This is a genomic window from Bacillus sp. SRB3LM, assembly GCF_015712745.1.
GTDB lineage: Bacteria > Bacillota > Bacilli > Bacillales > Bacillaceae_G > Bacillus_A > Bacillus_A thuringiensis_K.
This window is the reverse complement of record NZ_VWVQ01000017.1, coordinates 376,258-400,682: the sequence shown is the minus strand read 5'-3', so window position 1 is coordinate 400,682 and position 24,425 is coordinate 376,258. Positions and strand designations below refer to the sequence as shown.

Below are 24,425 nucleotides of genomic sequence, written 5' to 3'. Positions count from 1 at the left end.
TTTTACAAACAATTAAAACCGAATTAATAGTTTAGCAGTATTCTTATATCTGTAATCCTGTTATTTCCGGTTACTTCTAGGAGGAAGAACACGTGAAATGGATGCGTACACCTATTAAAATTTTCGTATTATCAATATGGTTCCTCTGTTTTGAAATGTCTACTGCATTTGCTTTAAATGATACGGGAGAAGTGAGAGTTGATGGATCCTCAACGGTTTTTCCTATTATAGAAGCAGTAGCGGAGGAATATACAAAGGTGCATCCAGACGTGAAAATTTCCATCAGTATTTCTGGAACTGGGGGAGGATTTAATCGTTTCAGTAAAGGAGAAGTAGATATAAATAATGCTTCGAGAGTAATGAAACAAGTCGAGAAAAATGAAATGAAGAAAAACTCTATTCAGTTCACACCTTTTGAGGTTGCTAACGACGGTCTTACGATTGTTGTGAATCGCCACAATACATGGGTAGACGATATGTCAGTAGACGAGTTACGACTACTTTGGAGTGAAGATGGAAGAGAGAAGCGATGGTCACAAATTCATTCAACATGGCCACGTGAACAAGTGAAGTTTTATGCACCAGGCGTAGACTCTGGTACGTATGATTATTTTCAAAATGTCATCTTACAAAATCATCGCATTGTAAAAAAAGTCTCTTTGTCTGAAGATGATCAAGTTATTATGCAAGGGGTAATGAATGATAAACATGCCATTGCTTTTGTAGGATATGCTTATTATATGGCTAATCGAGATAAGGTGAAAGCAATAAAAGTAAATGGTGTATTTCCGACGAAAGAGACCATTCAATCAGGTAAGTATAAGCCGTTATCTAGGCCGCTACTTGCTTATGTGAATAATGCATCTATCCGAAATAAAATGAATGTAGCAAACTATGTTGAGTTTATGATTCAGCATGTCGGTAACCTCGCTGAAGAGGTCGGGTATGTAAAATTACGAAAAGAAAAATACAATGAACAGCTGCGTATGTTAACAGAAATAAAAAGGTAATGTCGGGGTGGAAAGGGGTTTTCATCTTTGGCTCATAATGACAAAAGTCAAATTACATTTTCTGTACAACATTTGATTGAAAGAAATACAAAACAAAGAAAAAAAACGCAGCGAATCAATCGAATAGTACCTTTATTACTAAAAATAATTGCTAGCGTTTCTATTGTGACGACACTTGGAATTGTTTTTACGCTCTCTAATGAAACAATCATGTTTTTTCAAAAAATATCATTATACTCCTTTTTGACGGAGAAAGAATGGTTACCATTTTTTGAAGATCCTAAATTCGGCATATTACCACTTATATGTGGAACGTTCCTTGTAACAGCAATTGCTATGTTTGTAGCAATTCCTATCGGTTTAGCGTGTGCCGTATTTTTAAGCGAATATGCTTCAAATAGTGCACGGAAAATATTAAAGCCGATGTTAGAGCTATTAGCAGGTATCCCGACAATTGTATATGGTTTTTTTGCATTAACAATTGTTACGCCACTTTTACAAAGGATTATACCAGACTTACAGTTTTTTAATGCGATTAGTCCAGGAATCGTTATCGGATTTATGATGATGCCTACAGTTGCATCTCTATCTGAAGACGCGATGAGAGCTGTGGCGAAAGGGACGAAAGAAGCTTCATTAGCACTCGGAGCGACGCGGTTTGAAATGGTAAAACAAGTGGTGTTTCCGTCCGCTTTTACAGGGATTATGGCAGCAATTATATTAGCGGCTTCTCGTGCAATTGGTGAAACGATGATTGTTGTAATTGCAGCAGGATCCACACCAAATGTATCGCTTGATCCGACACATTCTATTCAAACGTTAACAGCCTATATTGTACAAGTAAGTTTAGGTGATGCTCCGCATGGAACGATTACGTATTACAGCATGTATGCTGTAGGTGCAACGTTATTTTTGTTCACTTTTATTATGAACATCATTTCGCAGTCAATTATGCGCCGTTTTAGGAGGATGACATAATATGCGAATGTTGAATCATAAAAAAATACAAAAAAACATGGCATCACGCTTTTTAAAAGATCGAATTTACAAATTGTTATTTTATATAGCAATTTTATTTTCAATTGTAATTTTGTTTTTGTTACTGTTTCAAATTGTTGAAAAAGGTATAAGTTATCTTTCAATAGATTTCTTTACAAATTTCGCTTCACGTAATCCGAAAGAAGCTGGTATTGCTGCAGCTTTGTCAGGGACAATATTATTTATGAGTATTGTTATACCTGTTTCTTTTATATTTGGAGTTGGAACAGCACTTTATTTAGAGCAATATGCGAAGGAATCTCTATTTAAAAAAATAATAGTGATTAATAATCAAACGTTAGCAGGAGTACCATCCGTTGTATTTGGATTGCTTGGTTTAACTATTTTTGTATATGCTCTTCATTTAGGAGAGAGTATAGTTGCAGCAGCACTGACGATGAGTTTACTCGTTTTACCAACAGTTGTTGTGGCGAGTCAAGAAGCAATTCGATCAGTACCAAGTGTATTATTAGAGGGTTCTTACGGATTAGGTGCTACGAAGTGGCAAACGATGTATCAAATTGTATTGCCATATGCTTTCCCAGGGATTATAACGGGCTGTACGTTAGCGATATCAAGAGCAATTGGAGAAGCTGCACCACTATTAGTTATTGGGGCACTTGCGTTTGCAAATTATGTTCCATTTAGTATGTTTGATAGATTTACAGTTCTACCAATTCAAATTTTTAATTGGATGAGTAGGCCAAAAGAAGAATTTCAGTATGTAGCAGCAGCTGGGATGATTGTTTTGTTAGGTTTGTTGCTATTTATTAATATATTTGTTTTATGGTTACGAAATCGAAAATAAGTTGGAAGTGGATGAAAGGGGAATTCAAATGGTAGCAACAGTAGTAAATGTACAGGTGAAAAACGAAGAGAAAATCGAGACTGCGCCAAAGAAGGTAGTATTTGATACGAAAAACTTAAATTTATGGTATGGGGAAGACCATGCTTTAAAAGATATTAATTTAAGTATTCATGAGAATGAAGTTACAGCCATTATCGGTCCAAGTGGCTGTGGTAAATCAACTTACTTAAAAACATTAAATCGCATGGTAGAGCTAGTACCGATCGTTCGAACTACAGGTGTAATTGAGTATAGAGAACGCAATATATTTGATAAATCATATCCGGTTGAAGAATTAAGAACGCATGTAGGAATGGTGTTCCAAAAGCCAAATCCATTTCCAAAATCTATTTATGAGAATGTAGCATACGGTCCAAAAATCCATGGTATTCGTGACAAAAAGGCATTAGATGAAATTGTTGAAAAAAGTTTACGTGGAGCAGCGATTTGGGATGAGTTAAAAGATCGTTTGCACGATAATGCATATGGTTTATCTGGTGGACAGCAACAGCGTCTATGCATCGCACGCTGCTTAGCTATTGAGCCAGACGTTATTTTAATGGATGAGCCAACATCGGCATTAGACCCAATTTCAACATTAAAAGTAGAAGAATTAATTCAAGAGCTAAAGAAAGATTTTAGTATTGTTATCGTAACGCATAATATGCAACAAGCAGCGCGTATTTCAGACAAAACAGCTTTCTTCTTAAGCGGGGAAGTTGTGGAGTATACAGATACAAACAAATTATTTACGACTCCTTCAGATAAGCGTACAGAAGATTATATTACAGGTCGCTTTGGTTGATATCGTTTCAAAGCTAAGAGCAAATGCCCTCTTAACAGAGGGCATTTCTTATTTTATCTTACTGTTAATAGAGAAGTAATACTTCTCCTTATCTTAAGGTTTATTACAAGCGCAAGAGGCTATGTAGGAGATTTGCCCCGCTATTTGCAGGCAGTAAGCCCCCACCTTAAAATTTAGCGAAAGCAAAGAAGTTAGGGAGGGGATCTTGCTGCCTATAAAAGCCCTATTGATGAGGGTTGATTAAAGTTTCACTTTTATATAATGGCACATAATATTGAGGGGGAAGAAAAATGGTAAGAGAACAGTTTCAAGGTGATTTAAAAGCGTTACAGCAAAAGGTGATCGAGCTTGGAGAATTAGCAAATACGGCTTTATTGATTGCTATGGAAGGTCTGCATACAAGGGATGTAGAGAAAGCGTTAGAGGTCATTGATGGTGATTACCGCATGGATAATTTAGAAGAGGAAATAAACGATCTTGCGCTTATGCTCATTACGAAGCAGCAACCTGTAGCAAGTGACTTAAGAAGGATTTTTATTTCAATTAAAACAGCGACAGATTTAGAGCGTATTGCAGATCATGCTGTTAATATTGCAAAGGCTACAATTCGTCTTGGGGAAAAAGAAGTGGCTGTTAGTTTGCACAACCTGGATGAAATGTTTGCGGTTGCAAATGAGATGTTGCATTTAGCGTTAGAAGCATATGAACAAGAAAATTTAACTTTTGCGAAACAAATTGCTGAAATGGATGATTCCGTTGATGAAATATATGGAAAAGCAATTCGTGAGTTTATATCTTCAGTTCCGGAACAACCAGAAGCAATTACGCAAATTACACAATTATCATTTGTCGCGAGATATATTGAGCGTGTAGCAGATCATATTACAAATATTGCTGAAAATGTCTTTTATTTAGTAAAAGGAAAGCATTATTTATTGAATGAGTAGGAATTAAAGTAGGTGATGAGAAATCACCTGCTTTTTTTAGTCAAAACATGACAAAAAAAGCTCGTTGTTTCCTTTAGTTTATGATGATAAGATGTATCATAATATAATGGAAAAATTAGTATATATGTTTGTCGTTAATAAGTATTATTTAACAATTAATAGTAAGCGCTTTCTTGTTGTTTGAAACGTACGTTTTTATAGGTGAGAAATTTAATTATATGGTCTTCTAAATGAGGATTTGTTTAACTAATCAAGTTTATGCTGCTAGTTCATGTGGGATAGGGAATATACATATGGTATATGGAGTTATTGAACATTATATAAGTGGAGGCTGAAGTATATGAAGGGGGTTATTTTAGCTGGAGGAAAAGGAAGACGCCTTAGGCCATTAACATGTAATACTCCAAAGCCGATGTTACCATTATTAGAAAAACCAGTTTTAGAATATAATATTGAGTTATTACGCCAGCATGGTATTCGTGAAATTGCAATTACTGTTCAATATATGAGTACGACCATTAAGCAATATTTTGGTGACGGTAGTAAATGGGGAGTTAACTTGTATTATTTTGAAGACTCTCCTCCGCTTGGCACAGCAGGGAGTATTAAACAAGCAGAACAATTTTTAGATGAAACATTTGTTGTGATAAGCGGGGATGCATTAACTGACTTTCAATTATCAGAAGGAATTGGGTTTCATGAACAAAAGAAAAGAATGGTAACAATGTTTGTGAAAGAAGTAGAAAATCCACTCTCATTTGGATTGGTTGTAATGAATAAAGACCAGGAGGTTACACGATATATAGAAAAGCCGGGCTGGAATGAGGTAGTATCTAATGTTGTGAATACAGGCATATATATTATGGAACCAGAAATCTTTTCTTACATACCGCCTAGGCAATTTTTTGATTTCAGTCATGATGTGTTTCCGCTATTGGCAAACAAAAATGTGTTATTCGCATATTTGTCAGAAGGTTATTGGTTAGATATCGGCACATTTAATCAATATCGACAAGCACAATTTGATTTGTTAACGAAAAAGTTACAAGTACCTATTCCTTATACGGAAGTATTACCGATGGTATGGATGGGAGAAGGGGTGACGATTGGTAAAGGGACGAAAATTCATGGCCCCTCTTTTATTGGAGAAGGAGCAAAGATTGGTACAGGAGCTGTAATTGAGCCATATTCTATTATTGGGAAAAATAGTATCGTTTCAAATTATTCTCATCTTCAAAAGAGTATTGTTTTTGCAAATGCCCACATTGGGAAGTATTGTGAACTATTAGAAACGACAATAGGAGAGCGTACAATAGTTGAAGATGATGTTACACTGTTTCAAAAAAGCGTTGTAGCGGATCACTGTCATATCGGGAGAAGTACGGTAATTAAGCAAAAAGGAAAACTATGGCCTTATAAGGCGATTGATAGTCATTCGATAGTAGGAGCGGCTGGTATTCAAGAGAGTGAAATGAGTGCAGGGTGGTTACAAAAAAGCCGCATTGTAGGAAGAGGGAATGTTGAAATTACTCCCCAGTTTATCGTGAAGATTGCGATGGCGTATGGTTCTCTTTTTACAAAAGGAGAAAGTATATTAATTGGAAGTCAAGAAAATATAGAAACAACCTCTTATAAAAATTTATTTTTACATGCTATTCATGGTATAGGGATTCATACGATGGAATGTAAAGAAATGAACGAGTCACTTTTTCAATATAGTGTTCATCATTTGCAATGTGCAGGTGGTGTTTTCATTCAAGTGGAGAATGGGAATGAGATTGTTATAAAGTTATACGGTCAAGCTGGCATGCCGTTAACGTATAAGCAGCAAAAAGAGATAGAACAAGTATATATGTCCGAATTGTTTTATTACGTGCATGAGAAAGAAATGGGGCGTAATAAGCTGGTTCATGTTTCTATGAATGAGTATATAGAAGTTATATTGGAGCATATTGATATCGAGAAAATACAGATGCAGAAGTTTCATCTTCTTATTAATAAGAGAAATGATACGTTGCAACATTTACTCATGCTCTTTCTGCAAAGACTTGGTTGTACAGTTACATGGATTTATGCAAGCGAACAAAAAGATCATGTGAAAGCTTTGATGAAATCAAGTAAAGCGAATATGGCTCTTATGTTTTCTGAGCAAGGAAATCATTTCGAGTTATACGATAAACATAGTAATATTTACCAAGGTACAGATTTGGAAGAGGTAGATATTCCGGATTTCTTACTCGAATCGACAGGAAATATTTACCCAATGTCTTTGAAGTTAGGAGAATGTTATCTTCTATTTTATACGCAGGATGAAAGAAAGTCGTTTCAAGTAAGGTGGAAGCGAGATATTTTATATCGAATTGGAAAATTATTTGAGCTAATAGCATTGCAAGGAAAAACGTTTCTCAGCATAGTAGAGCAATCACCTCCGCTCTATTTACTTTATGATGAAGTGGTATGTTCATGGAATGAAAAAGGAGAAATTATGAGGAAATTATTGGATGATATGGAAAGGAAGGGAGAAGGTATATTTGAAGGAGTACAGTTCAAATATACTGAAAAAGAGTGGTCTTATATCGTTTCTGACACAAAACAACCAAAGTTTTTGGTGTATTCACATGCTAGAAACCCAGTAATAGCAAGGGAAAACATGAAAAATCTTATAGAAAAAATTAGACAATATCAAAAGGTGTAGAATTTTTATTTTAAAAGTGGTATTATAGTATAGTCTGATTTAAGTTATTAGTACTGGAGGGAAATAAGAATGCGTGTGAATATTACTCTAGCATGTACAGAATGCGGAGATCGTAACTATATCTCAAAGAAAAATAAACGTAACAACGCTGAGCGTATCGAGCTTAAAAAGTATTGCAAGCGTGACAAGAAGTCTACGTTACACCGTGAAACAAAGTAAGCAGTAGGAATATTTTCCTACTGTTTCTTTTTTTATTCGATTCCTATGTTAAAAGTGATACACTATCAGCATAGAGTAAAGTGTCACTGTAAGGGGGAGAGTGTGTGAAAGTAGAGAAAGTACGTTTACGTAAACAAATAATAGAACACATGAATTCTTTATCAGAAGAACAGTATACAACTTTATCAGAACAGATTGCATTTTCGTTGTATGCGCAAAAAGAGTGGGTTGAAGCTAAAACAATTGGAATTACTCTTTCAATGGAAAATGAAGTGAATACATATCCTATTATCGAAAAAGCTTGGGAAGAAGGAAAGAAAGTTGTAGTTCCTAAGTGTAATAAAGGAACAAGAACGATGTCTTTCCGGCAAATTAATAATTTTGATCAATTAGAAACGGTGTATATGAATTTACGTGAACCGATTCCTGGGCTTACGGAAGAAGTGAATATGGATGAAATTGATCTTCAAATTGTGCCGGGCGTAGCTTATACAGAACGAGGAGAGCGAATTGGGTACGGCGGTGGCTATTATGATCGTTATCTCGTGCATTATAAAGGGAAAACGCTATCATTAGCGTACGATTTTCAAATGGTAAAACACATTCCGGTAGAGCCATTTGATAAAAACATAGAAAAAATTATTACAGAAAAAGGAACAATACTTATAAATAAGCTTGTATAGACAAATAAAAATTGACGAGACTTTTTCTTCTTGATTATAATAAAATATGTGAACGTTTTCTTATTATAATTTTTTATAGTAAGTGAGTATAGAGGGTGATGAAATGGTATCTATTTATGATATTCAGCAATTGCTAAAGAAATTTGGTACGATTATTTATACGGGAGATCGAATTGCAGATTTACAATTAATGCAGGATGAATTGCGTGAATTAAATCAATCACAGCTAATCGATCCACAAGACTATCAAACAGCTTTATTTTTATTGAAGCAAGAAATTCAAAAAGAGCTAAATAAGAATTAGATAAAGGTAGGTAAGCAACATGGAAGAGAAATGGTTAGTTGGTGTTGACCTTGGTGGTACAACGATTAAATTAGCATTTATTAATGTATACGGTGAAATTTTACATAAGTGGGAAATCCCTACGAATACAGGTGAGCAAGGAAAACATATTACACTTGATGTTGCGAAAGCAATTGATAAAAAGCTAGAAGAATTAGGCGAATTGAAGAGCAAGTTAATTGGTATTGGTATGGGGGCTCCTGGTCCTGTACATGTGGCATCTGGAATGATTTATGAAGCGGTTAATTTAGGGTGGAAAAATTATCCACTAAAAGATTTATTAGAAGTAGAAACAGGATTACCTGTTGTTATTGATAATGATGCAAACTTAGCAGCGCTTGGTGAAATGTGGAAAGGTGCTGGTGAAGGTGCAAAAGATTTAATTTGTATGACACTTGGTACGGGCGTTGGTGGTGGTGTAATCGCCAATGGTGAGATTGTACACGGCGTGAGTGGTGCTGCTGGTGAGATTGGACATATTACAGTAGTTACAGAAAATGCTTTCCCATGTAATTGCGGGAAGTCTGGTTGCTTAGAAACAGTAGCATCTGCGACAGGTATTGTACGTGTTGCTATGCAAAAAATACAAGAGACTAATAAAGAGAGCATGTTGCGTTCTATGTTAGCTGAAGAAGGACGTATTACATCAAAAGATGTCTTTGAAGCACTTGGACAAGGTGATGAATTAGCAGGAGAAGTAGTAGAAAAAGTAGCTTCTTATTTAGGATTAGCTGTAGCGAACCTTTCTAGTACGTTGAACCCAGAGAAAATTGTTATTGGTGGAGGCGTGTCTAAAGCTGGAGATGCGCTATTAGAACCAATTCAACGCTATTTCGAGCAATATGCTTTCTCACGTGCTGTAAAGAGCACGAAGTTAGCTATTGCAACACTTGGTAATGATGCAGGTGTTATCGGAGGAGCTTGGCTTGTAAAAAAGCACAAATACGAAGCGAAGATGATATAAGTTGTGAAATATGAAAAGAGGAAGGGGAACCCTTCCTCTTTTTGTGTGAAATCTCGATGAAGAATAAAGTGTAAACGAATTAAGCTGCTGGTGGATACCCGTTATATAGAACAGTCATGATCGTAAACCATCCGAAAACGAGTACAGTTGCAATTGCAAAGCCGCTTGCGAAAAAGTTTTTTTCACGAAGTGTTCTAAGCGTAGCGAATACAGCTAACAGAGTGACAAGTGTAAAAATAATAACAAGGCCCATACAATATCCTCCTCTGTCTACCCATTTCTTATTATGAGTTTTTGGAATATTTACTCTTTTATATTGTACATGTTTTAAAAATGATTGTCGAGATAGCATCCTTTCTTTTCCTCAGAGAAAGAAATGTTGTATCATTAAAAGTAAGTTTAATAACTGGAGGAGATTTTCATATGAAATGGATACAAATGCCGTTAGGCCCATTACAAACAAATGCTTATATTTTAATGAACGATCAAAAAGAGTGCATTATCTTTGACCCTGGTCATGAAGGTGAAAAGCTCGTTACATATTTACAAGAAGAACAATTAAAACCATTGGCTGTTTTATTAACACATGCTCATTTTGATCATATCGGTGCTGTTGATGCGGTAAGAGACGCTTTTCATATTCCTGTGTACGTACATAAAGAAGAAGCAGATTGGTTAGGAGATGCAACTGTAAACGGCTCTCAAATTTTTATGATGAACCGCAGTATTACAGCAAAACCGGCGGATCATATTATTGATGCAGAAGGTACATTAACAATTGGATCATTTAATTTTGAAATTTTTGAGACACCAGGACATTCTCCAGGAAGTATTTCTTATTATAGTAAAGAGGCGAATGCTGTATTCTCAGGAGATGTATTGTTCCAAATGAGCATTGGAAGAACAGATTTACCTGGTGGAAGTTTCGCTGAATTAATTGGAAGTATTGAAGAGAAATTATTTGTATTACCAGATGAAACAGCGGTGCTATGTGGACATGGTCCAGAAACAAGCATTGGCTTTGAAAAAGAAAATAATCCGTTTTTACAATAAGGAGTCATTATGGGAATGGAGCTCATTTTAAGAGAATGGATGGGGAAAGAAAAGGATTATTCAATTTCATATAGTACGTATATGAACCTTGTATTGTATACAGAAGGTCATGGATATTATATGAAAGAACGTGAAAAGATTGGAAGACAAGGTGATTTTTTTACAAGTAGCAACGTATCCTCTGTGTTTGCAAAAACTTTTGCTAAACTTTTTATTCGTCTTGTTGAAAATGGTGAAGTTGCTCCGAATATTTGTGAAATTGGTGGAGGAACAGGGAAGTTTGCCTATGATGTTTTACAAGAATGGAAGCAATTATCTCCAAAAACCTTTATTGATTTAAACTATTCAATGATTGAAGTGAGCCCTTTTCATAGAAAATTACAGCAGGAGCACCTTGGCTCATTTTCTAATGTATCGTACTATACCTCTTATAGTGAAATGGGAGATTCTTTCGAGGGAATTCTTTTTTCGAATGAGTTGTTTGATGCATTTCCTGTTGAAATAATTGAGAAAAGAAATGGTATGTTGTATGAAGTGCGTATTACATATACAGAGGAAGGAAACCTTTCGGAAGTATGTAGGCCGTTAGATAAAAGAATTGGTCGCTATTTATTGAAATATAATATTCATATTGCTGAAGGGCAACGTTTTGAAGTACCAATTGTGATGGAGGATTATATAAAAGAAATTGCGAAATGGTTTCAAAAAGGTATATGTATTACAGTTGATTACGGATACACAAAAGAAGAATGGATGCATCCAGCACACCGTGAAGGAAGTTTGCGAGGGTATTATCAGCACAAGCTAATACGTAATCCACTAGCGCATCCAGGTGAAATGGATCTTACTACTCATATTCATTGGGACGAGCTAAAGGAGATGTTTAGTATGCAAGGAATGAGTGCAGTATGGCATAAGAAACAATCTGAGTTCTTGTTAGCTGCAGGGATATTAGAACAGCTTACGAGCCATCAAGATATGAATCCTTTTTCTGAAACGCAAAAACAAAATCGAGCAGTTCGTTCTATGATTTTAAATGGAGGAGTAGGGAGTTCGTTTGATGTTGTTATACATACAAAAGATATGCAACATTTACATTTGGATCGGTATGTAACAATATAAAAAACAAGACACAGTATATACTGTGTCTTGTTTTTTAATACGACTTATGTAGTATTATATATTTCCTCTCATGATATATATTTATATTAAAGATATGAGATAAAAAATATAGAATACGTTCTTTTTCTGCGATTATTAGTCCCTAACCTAATAATACGCGAACGAGTTGAATTATTGTTTCGTTCTCTACTTTGTAATAAATTTCTAATCCTTTTCTTTCACTAGAAACGATTTTAGCGCTTTTTAATTTTGCTAAATGCTGTGAAATTGTAGATTGTGGCATGTTTAATCCAGTATACATTGTAGAAACGTTGCTTGGACCGCGCTCGATTAATCCTTTTACGATACATAAACGAACAGGATGAGCTAGCACTTTTAATAATTCTGCATTACTTTCATATAGTTCTAATTCTTTTTGAAAGGTTTCTAACATGTTCTTTTCCACCTCCGTGTGAGCTATTATACCATACTATACATACCAAAAATTTAAAGAAAAGAAAATAGTTGTTGCAGAAAAAAAGTCCTAAAGTAAAGAAATTGTAAGAAAAGAGACCCTGATGTAAATAAAATAGGTAAATTAGCACGTTTTTGTAAAATGACATTTTTGGGTGAAAATTTCGATGCGTTTTAAAAATTGAAAGATATAAATATATTTGTAACACAATTTTATCATGATTTTCTTATTCTTTCAAATGAATATACTAAATTTTTAAAATAATATGACAAAGGAATTATAATGATATATATAGAATATAAAACAGGTTAAAAGAAAAGAAGCTGAATGTAATTCGCTTCTTTATGGTGATAATGAAATATTTGATTACGGCTGATAAATCTTAGGATAATCAAGTCAGTAGTCATTTATTCTAAAATTCATCTTTTAGCAACGTTAAAAATCTGTGATTCCATATGTTCTCGTAAAAATCAATTGTCTCTTTTGCGGACATAAAAGGATTATTCAACGTAGAGGTTGTTTTCTGTTCCATAAAGTTTTCGTATCCCAGCCCGTGGGCAAACTTAATCGTAGCATCCATACAGTACTCTGTTTGGGCACCACAAAATTCAATGCGATTTACAGATAATTGATCTAAAATTTCTTTTAAGTTTGTTTTATAAAATGAATTTGCATGTGTTTTTCTTACAAAAAAATCTTGTTCTTGAACATCTAGATCGGTATGAATAGTCCAAAGTTCTTTCTCGGGTACTAAATCATCATCACAATGTTGAACAAAAAGGATTGGTTTATTTAATTTTCTGTATGAAGAAATTCTTTTATTTACTTTTGTTAGTAAGTTCTGTAAATCAAATAAATGCTCTCCGCTATAACATACGCCATTTTGTAAATCGATAACGATTAAAATATCTGCACAAGTAACCATTATTTTCACCCCTGTTCATTTCTTAATATATCAATTAATCCATTATTTAGAAATAGATGATATACTTTTATTTTTTTATGGACTATAAGAAAAGAAGAAATTCAAATGAATATAACTAAACCGCATAAAAAGAAGATATGAAAACCTAATCTCATATCTTCTTTTTTCTCTATGCATTTATAGGTTCTTCTACATAAGAAAGGGCATTTTCAAAATCGGATATTAAATCGTTAACATTTTCAAGACCGACTGATAACCGAAGTAATGAATTAGAGATTCCTCTTTCATCACGAGCTTCTTGCGACAGTGCTGCATGTGACATTTTTGCTGGATAAGAAAGAATAGACTCTACAGCTCCTAAACTAACTGCAAAAACAGGTAATTTTACTTTTGATAAAAATTGGCGGAGTGCATCTTCAGACTGCAAAGTAAACGACAAGACCGCGCCAGCTGATGTTGCTTGAGATTGTTGAATATCAAATCCGAGATGTGTTTGTAATCCCGGATAATAGACATTTTGTACTTTAGTGTGCTCTTGTAAATAATGTGCAATTTTATTGGCATTTTTAGCTGAATGCTCGAGGCGTACATGTAATGTTTTTAGACCGCGAAGTACGAGAGAACAATCTTGAGGCCCTAAAATAGCACCGAATGCATTTTGTAAAAATCCAAGCTTTTGAGCGAGTTCTGCATCTTTTACTACTGCTAATCCGGCAGTAACATCACTATGACCAGCAATAAATTTTGTAGCACTATGAAGAACGACATCAGCTCCAAGTTCAAATGGTTTTTGGAATAGTGGTGTCAAAAATGTATTATCAACAAAAGTAAGAGCGCCAATAGACTTTGCGAGTTTAGAAACCTCGCGAATATCTGTCACTTTTAAAAGTGGGTTAGAAGGTGTTTCTACATAAAAGAGCTTTGTATTTGGTTTAATGTTTTGTTTTATTTCTTCTAAATTGGTCATATCAACAAATGTATGTGAAACACCGTAACGGGAGAGTACCTCAGTTATCACTCGGTAAGTGCCTCCGTATACATCTTCAGAAATGAGTACGTGATCACCTTGTGAAAGAAGGAGGAATGCAGTGGAAATCGCTGCAATGCCTGATGCAAAGGCGAATCCTTTTGTTCCGCCTTCTAATAAAGCAATGATATCTTCAAGAGCTTCACGAGTTGGGTTTCCTGACCTGCTATAGTCATATTTTCCGAACGTATCTACATCAAACTGGTGAAAAGTTGATGTGTTATAAATAGGAACGTTCACAGCGCCTGTTTGCGAGTCATGTTTATATTGGTTGTGTAGTAAGAGTGTATCTATAGAATAGCTCATATTCTTACACCTTCTTTTACGAGTTTAATGGCTTGCTTTAAGTCTTGAATTAAATCGTTACTATTTTCAATGCCAACTGAGAATCGAAGAAGACGATTACATACGCCGTTTGCTGTTCTAATTTCTTCAGGAATATCAGCATGTGTTTGCGTTGCTGGATAAGTCATTAAACTTTCTACACCACCAAGACTTTCGGCAAATGTAATTAAGGATAAAGACTGTAAGAATGGATTAATCCAAGCTTCATCTTTAAGGCGGAATGAAATCATGCCGCCTCTTCCTGGATAAAATACATCTGTTACCCCGTCTTCATCGTTTAAATACGCAACAACTGCTTTCGCATTTTCTTCGTGTTGTCTCATGCGAAGCGCTAACGTTTTCATACCGCGAATTAATAACCATGAGTCAAATGGACTTAAAACTGCACCTGATGCATTATGATAATGAGCGATTTCCTCGCAAAGTTCCTTTCCTTTTGCAACGACAAGCCCGCTTAGTACATCGTTATGTCCCCCTAAATATTTCGTTGCGCTATGAAGTACAATGTCAGCACCTTCTGTTAATGGTTGCTGTATATAAGGTGTGTAGAATGTGTTGTCTACAATAAGAAGTAGTCCGTGCCTTTTCGCTACAGTTGCGACAGCAGCAATATCAGTAACTTGCATTAATGGATTAGTTGGAGTTTCTATGAAAATAGCCTTCACTTCAGTTGTGATAGCTTGCTCAATTTGTTTAATAGACTGTGTATTTACGTATCTACATCGAACATTCCACTTTTTTTCATGCTCAGAAAATAATCGATACGTTCCCCCGTATAAATCTTCAGATACAATAAGTTCGTCTCCAGAGCGGAATAGAGAAAGGACGAGGAGAACAGCCGCCATCCCTGAACTACAGGCATAACCTTGTTCGCCATATTCTAAGTCTGCGATCGCCCGTTCTAAAAGACCGCGAGTTGGATTGCCAGTTCGTGAATAGTCAAAGCCAGTAGATTTACCAATTCCTTCGTGACGATAAGCGGTTGAGAAATAAACTGGTGGATTAACCGTTCCAGTTTTAGTTTCACTGCGATTTCCGATTTGTGCTAGTTTTGTTTCGATTGTTGACATGTGAAAATTCCTCCTTTTTAAATTGAAACATTAAGTGAATATAAAATAAAAAAAGCCTTCTAAGAAGAAGGCTTTCGGTTTGAATAGAGTCTTCTTCTCATCTGTCAAATCTTTCACAATTTGCTGGAATTAGCACCTTATTAACAAAATGTTAATGGTTGCTGAGGCGTCACAGGGCCAGTCCCTCTACCTCTCTAGATAAGAATGTTCGTATGAAATTTTTATTATGTTTTTAACTTTACAACAAAAGATAATTGAATTGCAACTTTATTTTAAATAATTTTTATTTTTCCGCAATTGTCATTGACTTTTACTTTTGTGCATGCTAAATTTATAAAAAATTAACAAACATTGTTAAAAGGGGAACACATTTCCTTTTAGCTACATAAATAAAATAATAAAGACAACTCTTATTGAGAGCGGTGGAGGGAAAGGCCCTGTGAAACCCGGCAACCTTCAAACGAAATGTTTGAAACGGTGCTAATACCTGCAAAACGAATGTTTTGCATAATAAGAGGAGGAACGATTATGTCCCCCTCTTCAAAGTGAAGAGGGGTTTTTTATATTGATAGAAATGAGGGAGATTCGTGAAATTACTAGATTTATTATCAAAAGGAATTGTAATAGGTGATGGTGCGGTTGGGACGTTATTGCATTCACATGGTTTGCAAAGTAGTTTTGAAGAATTGAATGTATCTGATCCAGACTTAATTATATCAATTCATAAACAATATGTAGCTGCTGGAGCAGATGTAATTCAAACGAATACGTATGGAGCAAATGAGGCGAAATTACGTATGTATGGTTTAGAAAATCAAGTTGCAGAAATTAATAGAGCGGCAGTAAAACTGGCGAAAGCATCTGTGGCAGATAAAAATGCAATTTTAGGAACAATCGGTGGTATGAAACATATCGGAGCTGTTACAACGACTGATATGGAAAGAGAGTTTATGTTACTTGAACAGGCGGAGGCTTTACTAGAAGAACAGGTTGATGGATTACTATTAGAAACTTTTTACGATGAATTTGAATTACTTCATGCCGTTAAAGTATTGCGTAAGCAAACGAATATTCCAATTGTTGCTCAATTAGCGTTACATGAAGCAGGTACGACTCAAAATGGAAATGATGTCAATGAAATATTAAAGCAACTTATAGATTACGGTGCAAATGTTGTTGGATTGAATTGTCAACTAGGGCCGCTTCATATGACGGAAGCTTTCAAAATGATATCGATTCCGCAAAATGGCTATTTATCAGCATACCCAAATGCAGGTCTCCCGAATTATGTGGAGGGACGTTACGTATATGAGGGAAGCCCAGCTTATTTCGAAGCGATGACACCGAGATTTATTGAGCAAGGTATTCGGTTATTGGGTGGTTGTTGTGGTACGACTCCAGAACATATTCAAAGTATGAAGCGCGCTGTTGCGAATATTACCCCTGTAATAGAAAAAGACACGATTCAAAGGCCGAAAGTCGTTCATACGCATGAGAAACGCTCGAAGGCTCACGTCACTCTAGCAGAGAAAGCGAAAAAACAAACGACAGTTGTAGTGGAATTAGATCCACCGAAAACGTTAGATACACAGCGTTTTTTTGAAGGAGCAAGAGCGTTAAAAAGAGCGGGAGCAGATGCTATTACTCTAGCAGATAATTCATTAGCATCACCTCGTGTTTCTAATATGGCAATGGGTGCGTTATTAACGAAGCATGATATCCCGGTATTGACGCATTTAACGTGTAGAGATCATAACGTCATTGGACTACAATCTCATTTGTTAGGTTTATCGGCGTTAGGGATGGAAGAAGTGTTAGCTTTAACTGGTGATCCAGCGCGCGTTGGTGATTTTCCCGGTGCCACTTCTGTATATGATTTATCCTCTATTGAGCTTATTAAAATGATTAAAGAAATGAACGGTGGACGTTCAATTTTAGGGAAATCAATTGGACCGGCGACAAGGTTTTCTGTAGGCGGCGCATTTAATCCTCATGTAAGGCACTTAAAAGCAGCGGTTAAGCGGATGGAACGAAAAATAGATGCTGGAGCGGAGTATTTTTTAACTCAGCCAATTTATGATATCAAGTTAATTGAAGAAGTGTATGAAGCGACAAAGCATTTGGAACAACCTATTTTTATTGGAATTATGCCGTTAGTAAGTAAGCGGAATGCAGATTTTCTTCATTTTGAGGTGCCGGGTATTACTCTTCCTGAAGAAATAAGAGAGAGAATGGATGGACATGAAACGAAAGAGGCAGCAATTGAGGAAGGGATTCGCATTTCACAAGAATTGATTGACGCAGCGATGAAATATTTTAATGGTATTTATCTTATTACACCATTTTTAAAGTATGAAATTACAGAACATCTTGTTAAATATGTAAGAGAAAAGCAAGAAGTGAAAGAAGGTATTAATTGATGAAGTGTATAGAAGAAAAATTAAAAAATAGCATTTTAATATTAGATGGTGCAATGGGGACAATGATTCAGCAAGAGGATTTAACTGCTGAAGATTTCGGAGGGGAAGAGTACGAGGGCTGTAATGAATATTTAGTAGAAACAAGACCAGACGTTATTTTAAAGATTCATAAAACTTATATTGAAGCTGGAGCGGATATTATTGAAACAAATACATTTGGGGCAACGAATATTGTACTAAGTGATTATGAGCTGTCTCATTTAGATGAAGAACTAAATGAAAAGGCAGCACTTTTGGCGAAGCAAGCTGTTAAAGAAAGCGGGAAGGAAGTATATGTTGCGGGAGCGATGGGACCAACAACGAAAGCAATTAGTGTTACTGGTGGTGTGACTTTTGAAGAATTGATTGAGGCTTATACAAGGCAAGCACGAGGATTATTAAAAGGAGAAGTTGATGTATTACTCGTTGAGACGAGTCAAGATATGCGTAACGTGAAAGCAGCTTATATTGGAATTCAAGCTGCATTTGAAGAACTGAAAAAAACGGTTCCTATTATGATTTCAGGAACGATTGAGCCAATGGGAACGACTCTGGCTGGGCAAACAATTGAAGCTTTTTATTTATCAGTAGAACATATGAAACCATTATCTGTTGGGTTAAACTGTGCGACTGGTCCGGAGTTTATGAGGGACCATATTCGTTCACTATCTGATTTATCGGAGTGTTACATTTCTTGTTATCCAAATGCAGGTCTTCCTGATGAAGATGGACATTATCATGAATCTCCATCTTCTCTTGCTGAAAAGGTGAAGCGATTTGCTGAAGAAGGATGGGTTAATATTATTGGTGGTTGTTGTGGCACGACACCAGAACATATAAAAGCAATGAAATCCGCGCTAGCACCTCTTAAGCCTCGTGACCATCATGAGAGAGAAGGACATGGAGTTAGTGGATTAGAAGCACTGCAATATGATGAGTCTATGAGACCGTTATTTGTGGGTGAAAGAACGAATGTTATTGGGTCACGTAAATTTAAACGATTAGTAGCAGAAGGGAAATTTGAAGAGGCTGCTGAAGTGGCAAGAGCGCAAGTGAAGAAAAATGCTCATATTATTGACATTTGTATGGCAGATCCTGATCGCGATGAAATAGAAGATATGGAAAACTTCTTAGCAGAAGTTACGAAAGTTTTAAAAGTACCGATTATGATTGATTCAACAGATGAAAATGTGATGGAGCGAGCTCTTACTTATATTCAAGGAAAAGCTGTTATTAATTCAATTAATTTAGAAGATGGAGAAGAACGATTTAAAAAAGTGACACCGCTTCTTCAGAAGTATGGTGCCGCTATAGTTGTAGGAACAATTGATGAAGACGGTATGGCGGTTAGTGCGGAACGAAAGATAGAAATTGCGAAAAGAAGCTATGAATTACTTACAAAGAAGTATGGGATACGCCCGTCAGATATTATTTTTGATGCACTTGTGTTTCCAGTAGGGACAGGTGATGAAGAATATATTGGTTCAGCGGCAGCGACTATAGAAGGAATTCGCCTTATTAAAGAAGCGTTACCAGAGTGTTTAACGATTTTAGGTGTAAGTAACATATCATTTGGTTTACCACCGGCTGGACGTGAAGTATTAAATTCAGTTTTTTTATACCATGCTACGAAAGCAGGATTAGATTACGCGATTGTGAATACGGAAAAATTAGAACGCTATGCGTCGATTCCAGAGGAAGAAAAACGACTTGCAGATGCATTACTGTTTGAAACGACGAAAGAGACATTGGAAGAATTTACAAATTTTTACCGAGTTGCTAAAAAGAAAGATGTCGTTGTGCAAGAAACGTTAACGCTTGATGAAAGACTAGCAAATTATATTGTAGAAGGTACGAAACAAGGATTACACGAGGATTTAAGTCTTGCACTTGAAGAAGGAAGAAAACCTCTTGATATTATTAACGGTCCGCTTATGACAGGGATGGACGAGGTAGGACGACTATTTAATAATAATGAACTTATTGTTGCTGAAGTATTGCAAAGTGCCGAAAGTATGAAAGCCGCTGTAAGCTATTTAGAGCCACATATGGAATCTAGTGATAGTGCGAAAAAAGGGAAAGTGTTATTAGCAACTGTAAAAGGTGACGTGCATGATATTGGGAAAAATCTCGTTGAAATTATTTTAGCGAATAACGGATATGAGATTATTAATTTAGGAATTAATGTACGTTCGGATCGAATTGTTCAAGAAGTACAAGAAAAGAAGCCAGACATTATAGGTCTTTCAGGTTTATTAGTAAAATCAGCGCAACAAATGGTAACGACTGCTGAAGATTTAAAAGCAGCAAATATTGATGTGCCCATTGTTGTAGGTGGTGCAGCGTTAACGAGAAAGTTTACAGATAATCGGATTTCACCATCATATAAAGGGCTCGTTTGTTATGCGAGTGATGCGATGACGGGGCTCGATATTATTAATAAGCTTCAAAAAGAAGAAGAGCGTGAGAAGATGAAACAGGATAAAAAAGAACGTCATCTTCATATCGTAAAAAAAGAGGAGAAGAAAGTAGAAATTCCAGCAGTAATTGAGCCATTACCGAAGGCTGAAGTTATCGTGCCTGATTCAACAAAACGAATTGTATTACGCGATATTCCGGCCCTTCATCTCGCCCCATTTTTAAATAGACAAATGCTACTTGGGCATCACCTTGGATTAAAAGGAAATGTGAAGAAGCTTTTGAAAGAGGGAGATAAGAGAGCGCATGAATTAAATGATTTAATAGATGAATTATTGCAGGAAGGACAATCTTGGTTAAAACCGAAAGCAGTGTATCAATTTTTCCCAGCGCAAAGCGACGGACAAAACATTGTAATATATGATCCAGAAGATCATACGCGTGTTATAGAGCGTTTCACATTCCCTAGACAAGGAAAGGCCCCCTATCGTACTTTAAGTGATTATTTGCGCCCAATTGGAGATGAGATGGACTATGTTGCTTTCTTATCTGTTACGGTTGGGGAAGGAGTTCGGGACATTGCTGAAGAGTGGAAGGGGAAAGGGGATTACTTACGTAGTCATGCCATTCAATCGTTAGCGCTTGAATTAGCAGAAGGACTTGCTGAAAAAACACATATGCTCATTCGTGATCGCTGGGGCATTCCGGACTCACCTGAACTGACGATGGAAGAACGTTTCCGTACGAAATATAGAGGAATACGTGTGTCATTTGGTTATCCAGCGTGTCCAGAACTTGCAGATCAAGAAAAGCTATTTCGCTTAATTCATCCAGAGGAAATAGGTATTTCATTAACAGAAGGATTCATGATGGAGCCAGAAGCATCCGTAACGGCTATGGTATTTTCTCACCCTGAGGCAAGATATTTTAGTGTATTATAGTCTTGAAGGAGGAGACGTATGAAGAAAATAGTCTTTACAGGTGGCGGTTCGGCAGGACATGTAACACCTAATTTAGCCATTATCCCATATTTACAGGAAGACAACTGGGATATCTCTTATATTGGTTCTCATCAAGGTATTGAGAAAACGATTATAGAAAAGGAAGGCATTCCCTACTATAGTATTTCGAGTGGAAAGCTACGTCGTTATTTTGATTTGAAAAATATAAAAGATCCTTTTCTTGTAATGAAGGGTGTTATGGATGCGTATGTAAGGATTCGAAAACTAAAACCAGATGTGATTTTTTCAAAAGGCGGTTTCGTATCTGTACCAGTCGTAATTGGAGGATGGCTAAATAGAGTACCAGTTTTATTACATGAATCTGATATGACGCCAGGACTAGCAAATAAAATTGCGCTTCGTTTTGCTTCGAAAATATTTGTTACATTTGAAGAAGCAGCGAAACATTTACCGAAAGAAAAAGTAATATATACGGGATCTCCTGTACGTGAAGAAGTGCTGAAGGGAAATCGTGAAAAAGGTTTAGCATTTTTAGGTTTTTCACGTAAAAAGCCAGTTATTACGATTATGGGGGGCAGCTTGGGCGCGAAAAAAATTAATGATACGGCTCGAGAAGCATTACCAGAACTTCTTAACAAGTATCAAATTGTTCACCTTTGCGGAAAAGGTAACCTTGACGAAAGTTTACAAAATAAAAATGGATATAGACAATTTGAATATGTACATGGAGAACTGCCAGATATATTAGCGGTAACAGATTTTGTTATTTCACGCGCGGGCTCCAACGCAATTTTTGAATTTTTAACATTACAAAAGCCGATGGTTTTAATTCCATTATCGAAATTTGCAAGCCGTGGAGATCAAATATTAAATGCAGAGTCCTTTGAAAGGAAAGGGTATGCCTCCGTATTATATGAAGAAGATGTAACTGTAAAATCTCTTATAAAGTATGTCGAAGAATTGAATCAAAATAATGAGAAGTATAAAACAGCACTAAAAAAATATAATGGAAAAGAAGCAATTAAAACAATCATTCAAAATATTTCAGAGGCATGATGAAACAATCATGCCTCTTTTAGTAGGGTGAAAGATTCCAAGAATTGATATTTTTATGTTACAATAAAGTGAAACTTTAATCAGTTGGGTGCATCCCACATCTAACTTCTTTACTTTTACTGAATTTTGAGGAGGGAGTCTTACTGCCCTCAAATAGCGGGATAACAAATGGGTTAATAGGGAAATTCCAATTAATGAAGCGTGAAAATACGAATGGATTAGGAGTGACTGTGTTGGAGCTAAGTCTCTATGAAAATACTGCACTTATTATATGCTTTGTGTTGTACGTTGGTAGTGTTATTGTTTATATTTCAAGGAAATTTTCGCAAGAAAGAGAGCTTGAAAAGTCAGAGATAACAGCTGAACTAGAAATGTTAGCTGATGAAAGTTATAAAAAACAAAAAATAAAAGAAGACCATGAAGCATCCCATCATTTAAACGCAAATAAGTTTTAAAGATGGGGATTTTTTTTGAAGTTGTTCTTTATTATAGCTATAACAAATAACGCTAAAAAGGAGTTTCCCCATACATAATGAAGGAGTGTATATAAATGAATTTTTATATCGCCTCAGGTTTCCAAAATAAACATCTTGTACGTTCCGTAGCAAATGAACTGAAACATGCAGGATGGCACCATACATATGATTGGACAAAAAACGAAAGAGTAGCGAATGAAGAACAATTAAGAGAAATTGGTCAGGCAGAACAAAACGCTGTAAAAAAAGCGGATGTATTTTTACTTATATTAGATGGCGGAAACGGGAGCCATACAGAGTTTGGAATGGCGATTGCACTAGAGAAAACGATATATGTATATCAGGCAGAAAACCCGCTCCAAACAACGTTCTATCACTTGCCGGAAATAAATATTTTTGACGGAGATGTAGCTGAGTTTGCATCTTATGTTATGAATCATGTGAAATAATGTAACTACCTAAAAGGTTATAAAAGTGATCTTTTGGGTACAGTGATGATAAGAAACGTATATAAAGGAGTACATAATATGAAATTAGAAAATGGATGGGAAACGAGCTTTTTAGAAGTCGTACAAAATAGTGAATTTAAGAAAGAGGCACTTCTTAGTCAATTGCTTTGTCAGGATAGTGAAGAAGTAGAAGAGCTTGTGGATGATTACGGCTACGAAGAACTTGTTGAACGTGAACATGATGATGAGTTAGCTGAAATTTTAGGAGAAGAACTTTTTAGTGAGATGGAACGCCAAGTATTCTTATCTTCAAACCCAGAAGAAAAACTTATTGCATTCGTCAATGGATTAGGTTTTCATGTGTTAGATTGGATTGTTCTTCTTGAAACAGAATTTGGAATTGATAGTGCAAACTTTACATCAGATGCTGTAAAGGTGTTAGAAAAGCGTTTCAGACAGTTTCCGTACATAGAGGACAATACAATTTTTGATATGACATTTGGAGAATCGATGGATGTATTAGAATCTGTTACAGGATTACAACTAAAGGAAAAGATGAACATATAATGAAAAAAGAACGTGATTGGATCACGTTCTTTTTTTACATAATAATAATTTTATCATCTAGTTTTGTCTGCCCGGTAAGAAGTGCGTTTAAATATTCCACTTTTCTTATACAAGCTTGTATATGTCTTTCAATCTCTTGTAACTCTGCTTGGTGATGTGTTTCAATTGGATGAATTTGTACGTTGAATTTTTCAAATTGACTACTATATGTTATTTCTGCATAGCCGCTCATAATATCGGTTTCGTTATGAAATAAAAATTGCTTCGTTTTGTCACAGAATGATACATCCTGAAAGCCATATACTTTTAATGCTTCAATTACTTTTTTAATCATTTTTGTATTCATTTTTTAACCCTCTTTGCGAAGTTCTACTTATATAGTATAACATAAAAAATTACATAGAAAGCGCTTCCGAATGTATTTTATTATAAACTTTACGTTTCAATCACAAAAATGAAACAAAGAAAAAATAATTGTAAAGAAGGAAGGA

At 35.6% G+C, this 24,425-nt stretch carries 24 protein-coding genes and 2 riboswitches; of the genes, 18 read left to right on the top strand and 6 right to left on the bottom strand.

Translation table 11 applies throughout. The features are described 5' to 3' along the window. Positions 1–92: 92 nt before the first annotated feature. The 10 genes from F3I02_RS13135 to glcK all read left to right on the top strand — a co-directional run bounded on the left by F3I02_RS13135 (position 93) and on the right by glcK (position 9,551). A complete protein-coding gene (locus tag F3I02_RS13135; RefSeq protein WP_000871823.1) occupies positions 93–1,010 on the top strand; it encodes a PstS family phosphate ABC transporter substrate-binding protein in 918 nt (305 codons plus the stop codon). Between the two features lie 27 nt (positions 1,011–1,037). Further along, complete coding sequence (gene pstC / locus F3I02_RS13130; protein ID WP_000940914.1) at positions 1,038–1,988, top strand: phosphate ABC transporter permease subunit PstC; 951 nt, start codon at positions 1,038–1,040, stop codon at positions 1,986–1,988. A 1-nt stretch (position 1,989) separates the two neighbouring features. After that, positions 1,990–2,856 carry a phosphate ABC transporter permease PstA gene (pstA, locus tag F3I02_RS13125; RefSeq protein WP_001242558.1) on the top strand — a complete coding sequence of 289 codons (867 nt, stop codon included), beginning with the start codon at positions 1,990–1,992 and terminating at the stop codon, positions 2,854–2,856. A 28-nt stretch (positions 2,857–2,884) separates the two neighbouring features. Further along, on the top strand, positions 2,885–3,700 hold the full coding sequence (pstB, locus tag F3I02_RS13120; RefSeq protein ID WP_000226680.1) for a phosphate ABC transporter ATP-binding protein: 816 nt from the start codon (positions 2,885–2,887) through the stop codon (positions 3,698–3,700). Positions 3,701–3,990: 290 nt separating this feature from the next. Continuing rightward, a complete protein-coding gene (phoU, locus tag F3I02_RS13115) occupies positions 3,991–4,647 on the top strand; it encodes a phosphate signaling complex protein PhoU (RefSeq protein WP_000251244.1) in 657 nt (218 codons plus the stop codon). Positions 4,648–4,987: 340 nt separating this feature from the next. Further along, on the top strand, positions 4,988–7,342 hold the full coding sequence (locus F3I02_RS13110; RefSeq protein WP_000679325.1) for a sugar phosphate nucleotidyltransferase: 2,355 nt from the start codon (positions 4,988–4,990) through the stop codon (positions 7,340–7,342). 69 nt (positions 7,343–7,411) lie between these two features. Continuing rightward, the gene (gene rpmG / locus F3I02_RS13105; protein WP_001265616.1) at positions 7,412–7,561 is read left to right on the top strand and encodes a 50S ribosomal protein L33; all 150 of its coding nucleotides are present in this window, start codon (positions 7,412–7,414) and stop codon (positions 7,559–7,561) included. A 104-nt stretch (positions 7,562–7,665) separates the two neighbouring features. Further along, complete coding sequence (locus F3I02_RS13100; RefSeq protein ID WP_000861927.1) at positions 7,666–8,244, top strand: 5-formyltetrahydrofolate cyclo-ligase; 579 nt, start codon at positions 7,666–7,668, stop codon at positions 8,242–8,244. A 103-nt stretch (positions 8,245–8,347) separates the two neighbouring features. Next, a complete protein-coding gene (locus tag F3I02_RS13095; RefSeq protein WP_000253699.1) occupies positions 8,348–8,548 on the top strand; it encodes a YqgQ family protein in 201 nt (66 codons plus the stop codon). Positions 8,549–8,567: 19 nt separating this feature from the next. Beyond that, positions 8,568–9,551 (top strand): glucokinase, encoded by a 984-nt coding sequence (gene glcK / locus F3I02_RS13090; RefSeq protein ID WP_000391701.1) that lies wholly within the window; start codon positions 8,568–8,570, stop codon positions 9,549–9,551. A 79-nt stretch (positions 9,552–9,630) separates the two neighbouring features. On the opposite strand, the gene F3I02_RS13085 is transcribed toward glcK, so the two are convergent. Then, positions 9,631–9,804, bottom strand: coding sequence for a DUF2759 domain-containing protein (locus F3I02_RS13085; protein ID WP_000524852.1), 174 nt, complete (start codon positions 9,802–9,804; stop codon positions 9,631–9,633). Positions 9,805–9,974: 170 nt separating this feature from the next. On the opposite strand from F3I02_RS13085, the gene F3I02_RS13080 reads away from it, so the two are divergent. Beyond that, positions 9,975–10,604 (top strand): MBL fold metallo-hydrolase, encoded by a 630-nt coding sequence (locus F3I02_RS13080; protein WP_000871225.1) that lies wholly within the window; start codon positions 9,975–9,977, stop codon positions 10,602–10,604. A gap of 9 nt (positions 10,605–10,613) precedes the next feature. Continuing rightward, positions 10,614–11,726 carry a class I SAM-dependent methyltransferase gene (locus F3I02_RS13075; RefSeq protein ID WP_074593439.1) on the top strand — a complete coding sequence of 371 codons (1,113 nt, stop codon included), beginning with the start codon at positions 10,614–10,616 and terminating at the stop codon, positions 11,724–11,726. A 142-nt stretch (positions 11,727–11,868) separates the two neighbouring features. Here the strand turns inward: F3I02_RS13075 and F3I02_RS13070 are convergent, their stop codons facing one another. The 4 genes from F3I02_RS13070 to metI form a co-directional block, all read right to left on the bottom strand. Further along, a complete protein-coding gene (locus F3I02_RS13070; protein WP_000894377.1) occupies positions 11,869–12,159 on the bottom strand; it encodes an ArsR/SmtB family transcription factor in 291 nt (96 codons plus the stop codon). A gap of 433 nt (positions 12,160–12,592) precedes the next feature. Continuing rightward, positions 12,593–13,105, bottom strand: a complete 513-nt coding sequence (locus F3I02_RS13065; protein ID WP_000255614.1) for a cysteine hydrolase family protein — start codon at positions 13,103–13,105, stop codon at positions 12,593–12,595. Positions 13,106–13,274: 169 nt separating this feature from the next. Then, positions 13,275–14,438: a cystathionine beta-lyase gene (gene metC, locus F3I02_RS13060; RefSeq protein ID WP_074593440.1), complete on the bottom strand. Its 1,164-nt coding sequence runs from the start codon at positions 14,436–14,438 to the stop codon at positions 13,275–13,277. Further along, positions 14,435–15,547 carry a cystathionine gamma-synthase/O-acetylhomoserine thiolyase gene (gene metI / locus F3I02_RS13055; protein WP_000103871.1) on the bottom strand — a complete coding sequence of 371 codons (1,113 nt, stop codon included), beginning with the start codon at positions 15,545–15,547 and terminating at the stop codon, positions 14,435–14,437. The genes metC and metI overlap by 4 nt, the downstream gene beginning before the upstream one ends. Before the next feature lie 94 nt (positions 15,548–15,641). Then, a riboswitch (SAM riboswitch) is annotated at positions 15,642–15,752 on the bottom strand. A 202-nt stretch (positions 15,753–15,954) separates the two neighbouring features. After that, a riboswitch (SAM riboswitch) is annotated at positions 15,955–16,064 on the top strand. Between the two features lie 70 nt (positions 16,065–16,134). Here metI and F3I02_RS13050 point away from each other — a divergent pair. The 6 genes from F3I02_RS13050 (at position 16,135) to F3I02_RS13025 (ending at position 23,934) form a co-directional block, all read left to right on the top strand. Beyond that, positions 16,135–17,967, top strand: a complete 1,833-nt coding sequence (locus F3I02_RS13050) for a bifunctional homocysteine S-methyltransferase/methylenetetrahydrofolate reductase (RefSeq protein WP_196478043.1) — start codon at positions 16,135–16,137, stop codon at positions 17,965–17,967. Beyond that, positions 17,967–21,365, top strand: coding sequence for a methionine synthase (gene metH, locus F3I02_RS13045; RefSeq protein ID WP_074593441.1), 3,399 nt, complete (start codon positions 17,967–17,969; stop codon positions 21,363–21,365). The genes F3I02_RS13050 and metH overlap by 1 nt, the downstream gene beginning before the upstream one ends. 18 nt (positions 21,366–21,383) lie before the next feature. Continuing rightward, positions 21,384–22,442 (top strand): undecaprenyldiphospho-muramoylpentapeptide beta-N-acetylglucosaminyltransferase, encoded by a 1,059-nt coding sequence (gene murG / locus F3I02_RS13040; RefSeq protein ID WP_074593442.1) that lies wholly within the window; start codon positions 21,384–21,386, stop codon positions 22,440–22,442. A gap of 194 nt (positions 22,443–22,636) precedes the next feature. Then, positions 22,637–22,897: a DUF3966 domain-containing protein gene (locus tag F3I02_RS13035; RefSeq protein WP_000817964.1), complete on the top strand. Its 261-nt coding sequence runs from the start codon at positions 22,637–22,639 to the stop codon at positions 22,895–22,897. A 95-nt stretch (positions 22,898–22,992) separates the two neighbouring features. Further along, complete coding sequence (locus tag F3I02_RS13030) at positions 22,993–23,367, top strand: nucleoside 2-deoxyribosyltransferase (RefSeq protein WP_196478042.1); 375 nt, start codon at positions 22,993–22,995, stop codon at positions 23,365–23,367. Positions 23,368–23,445: 78 nt separating this feature from the next. Beyond that, the gene (locus tag F3I02_RS13025) at positions 23,446–23,934 is read left to right on the top strand and encodes a hypothetical protein (RefSeq protein ID WP_000764263.1); all 489 of its coding nucleotides are present in this window, start codon (positions 23,446–23,448) and stop codon (positions 23,932–23,934) included. A gap of 34 nt (positions 23,935–23,968) precedes the next feature. On the opposite strand, the gene F3I02_RS13020 is transcribed toward F3I02_RS13025, so the two are convergent. Beyond that, positions 23,969–24,280 (bottom strand): hypothetical protein, encoded by a 312-nt coding sequence (locus F3I02_RS13020; protein WP_001093237.1) that lies wholly within the window; start codon positions 24,278–24,280, stop codon positions 23,969–23,971. Between the last annotated feature and the right edge of the window lie 145 nt (positions 24,281–24,425).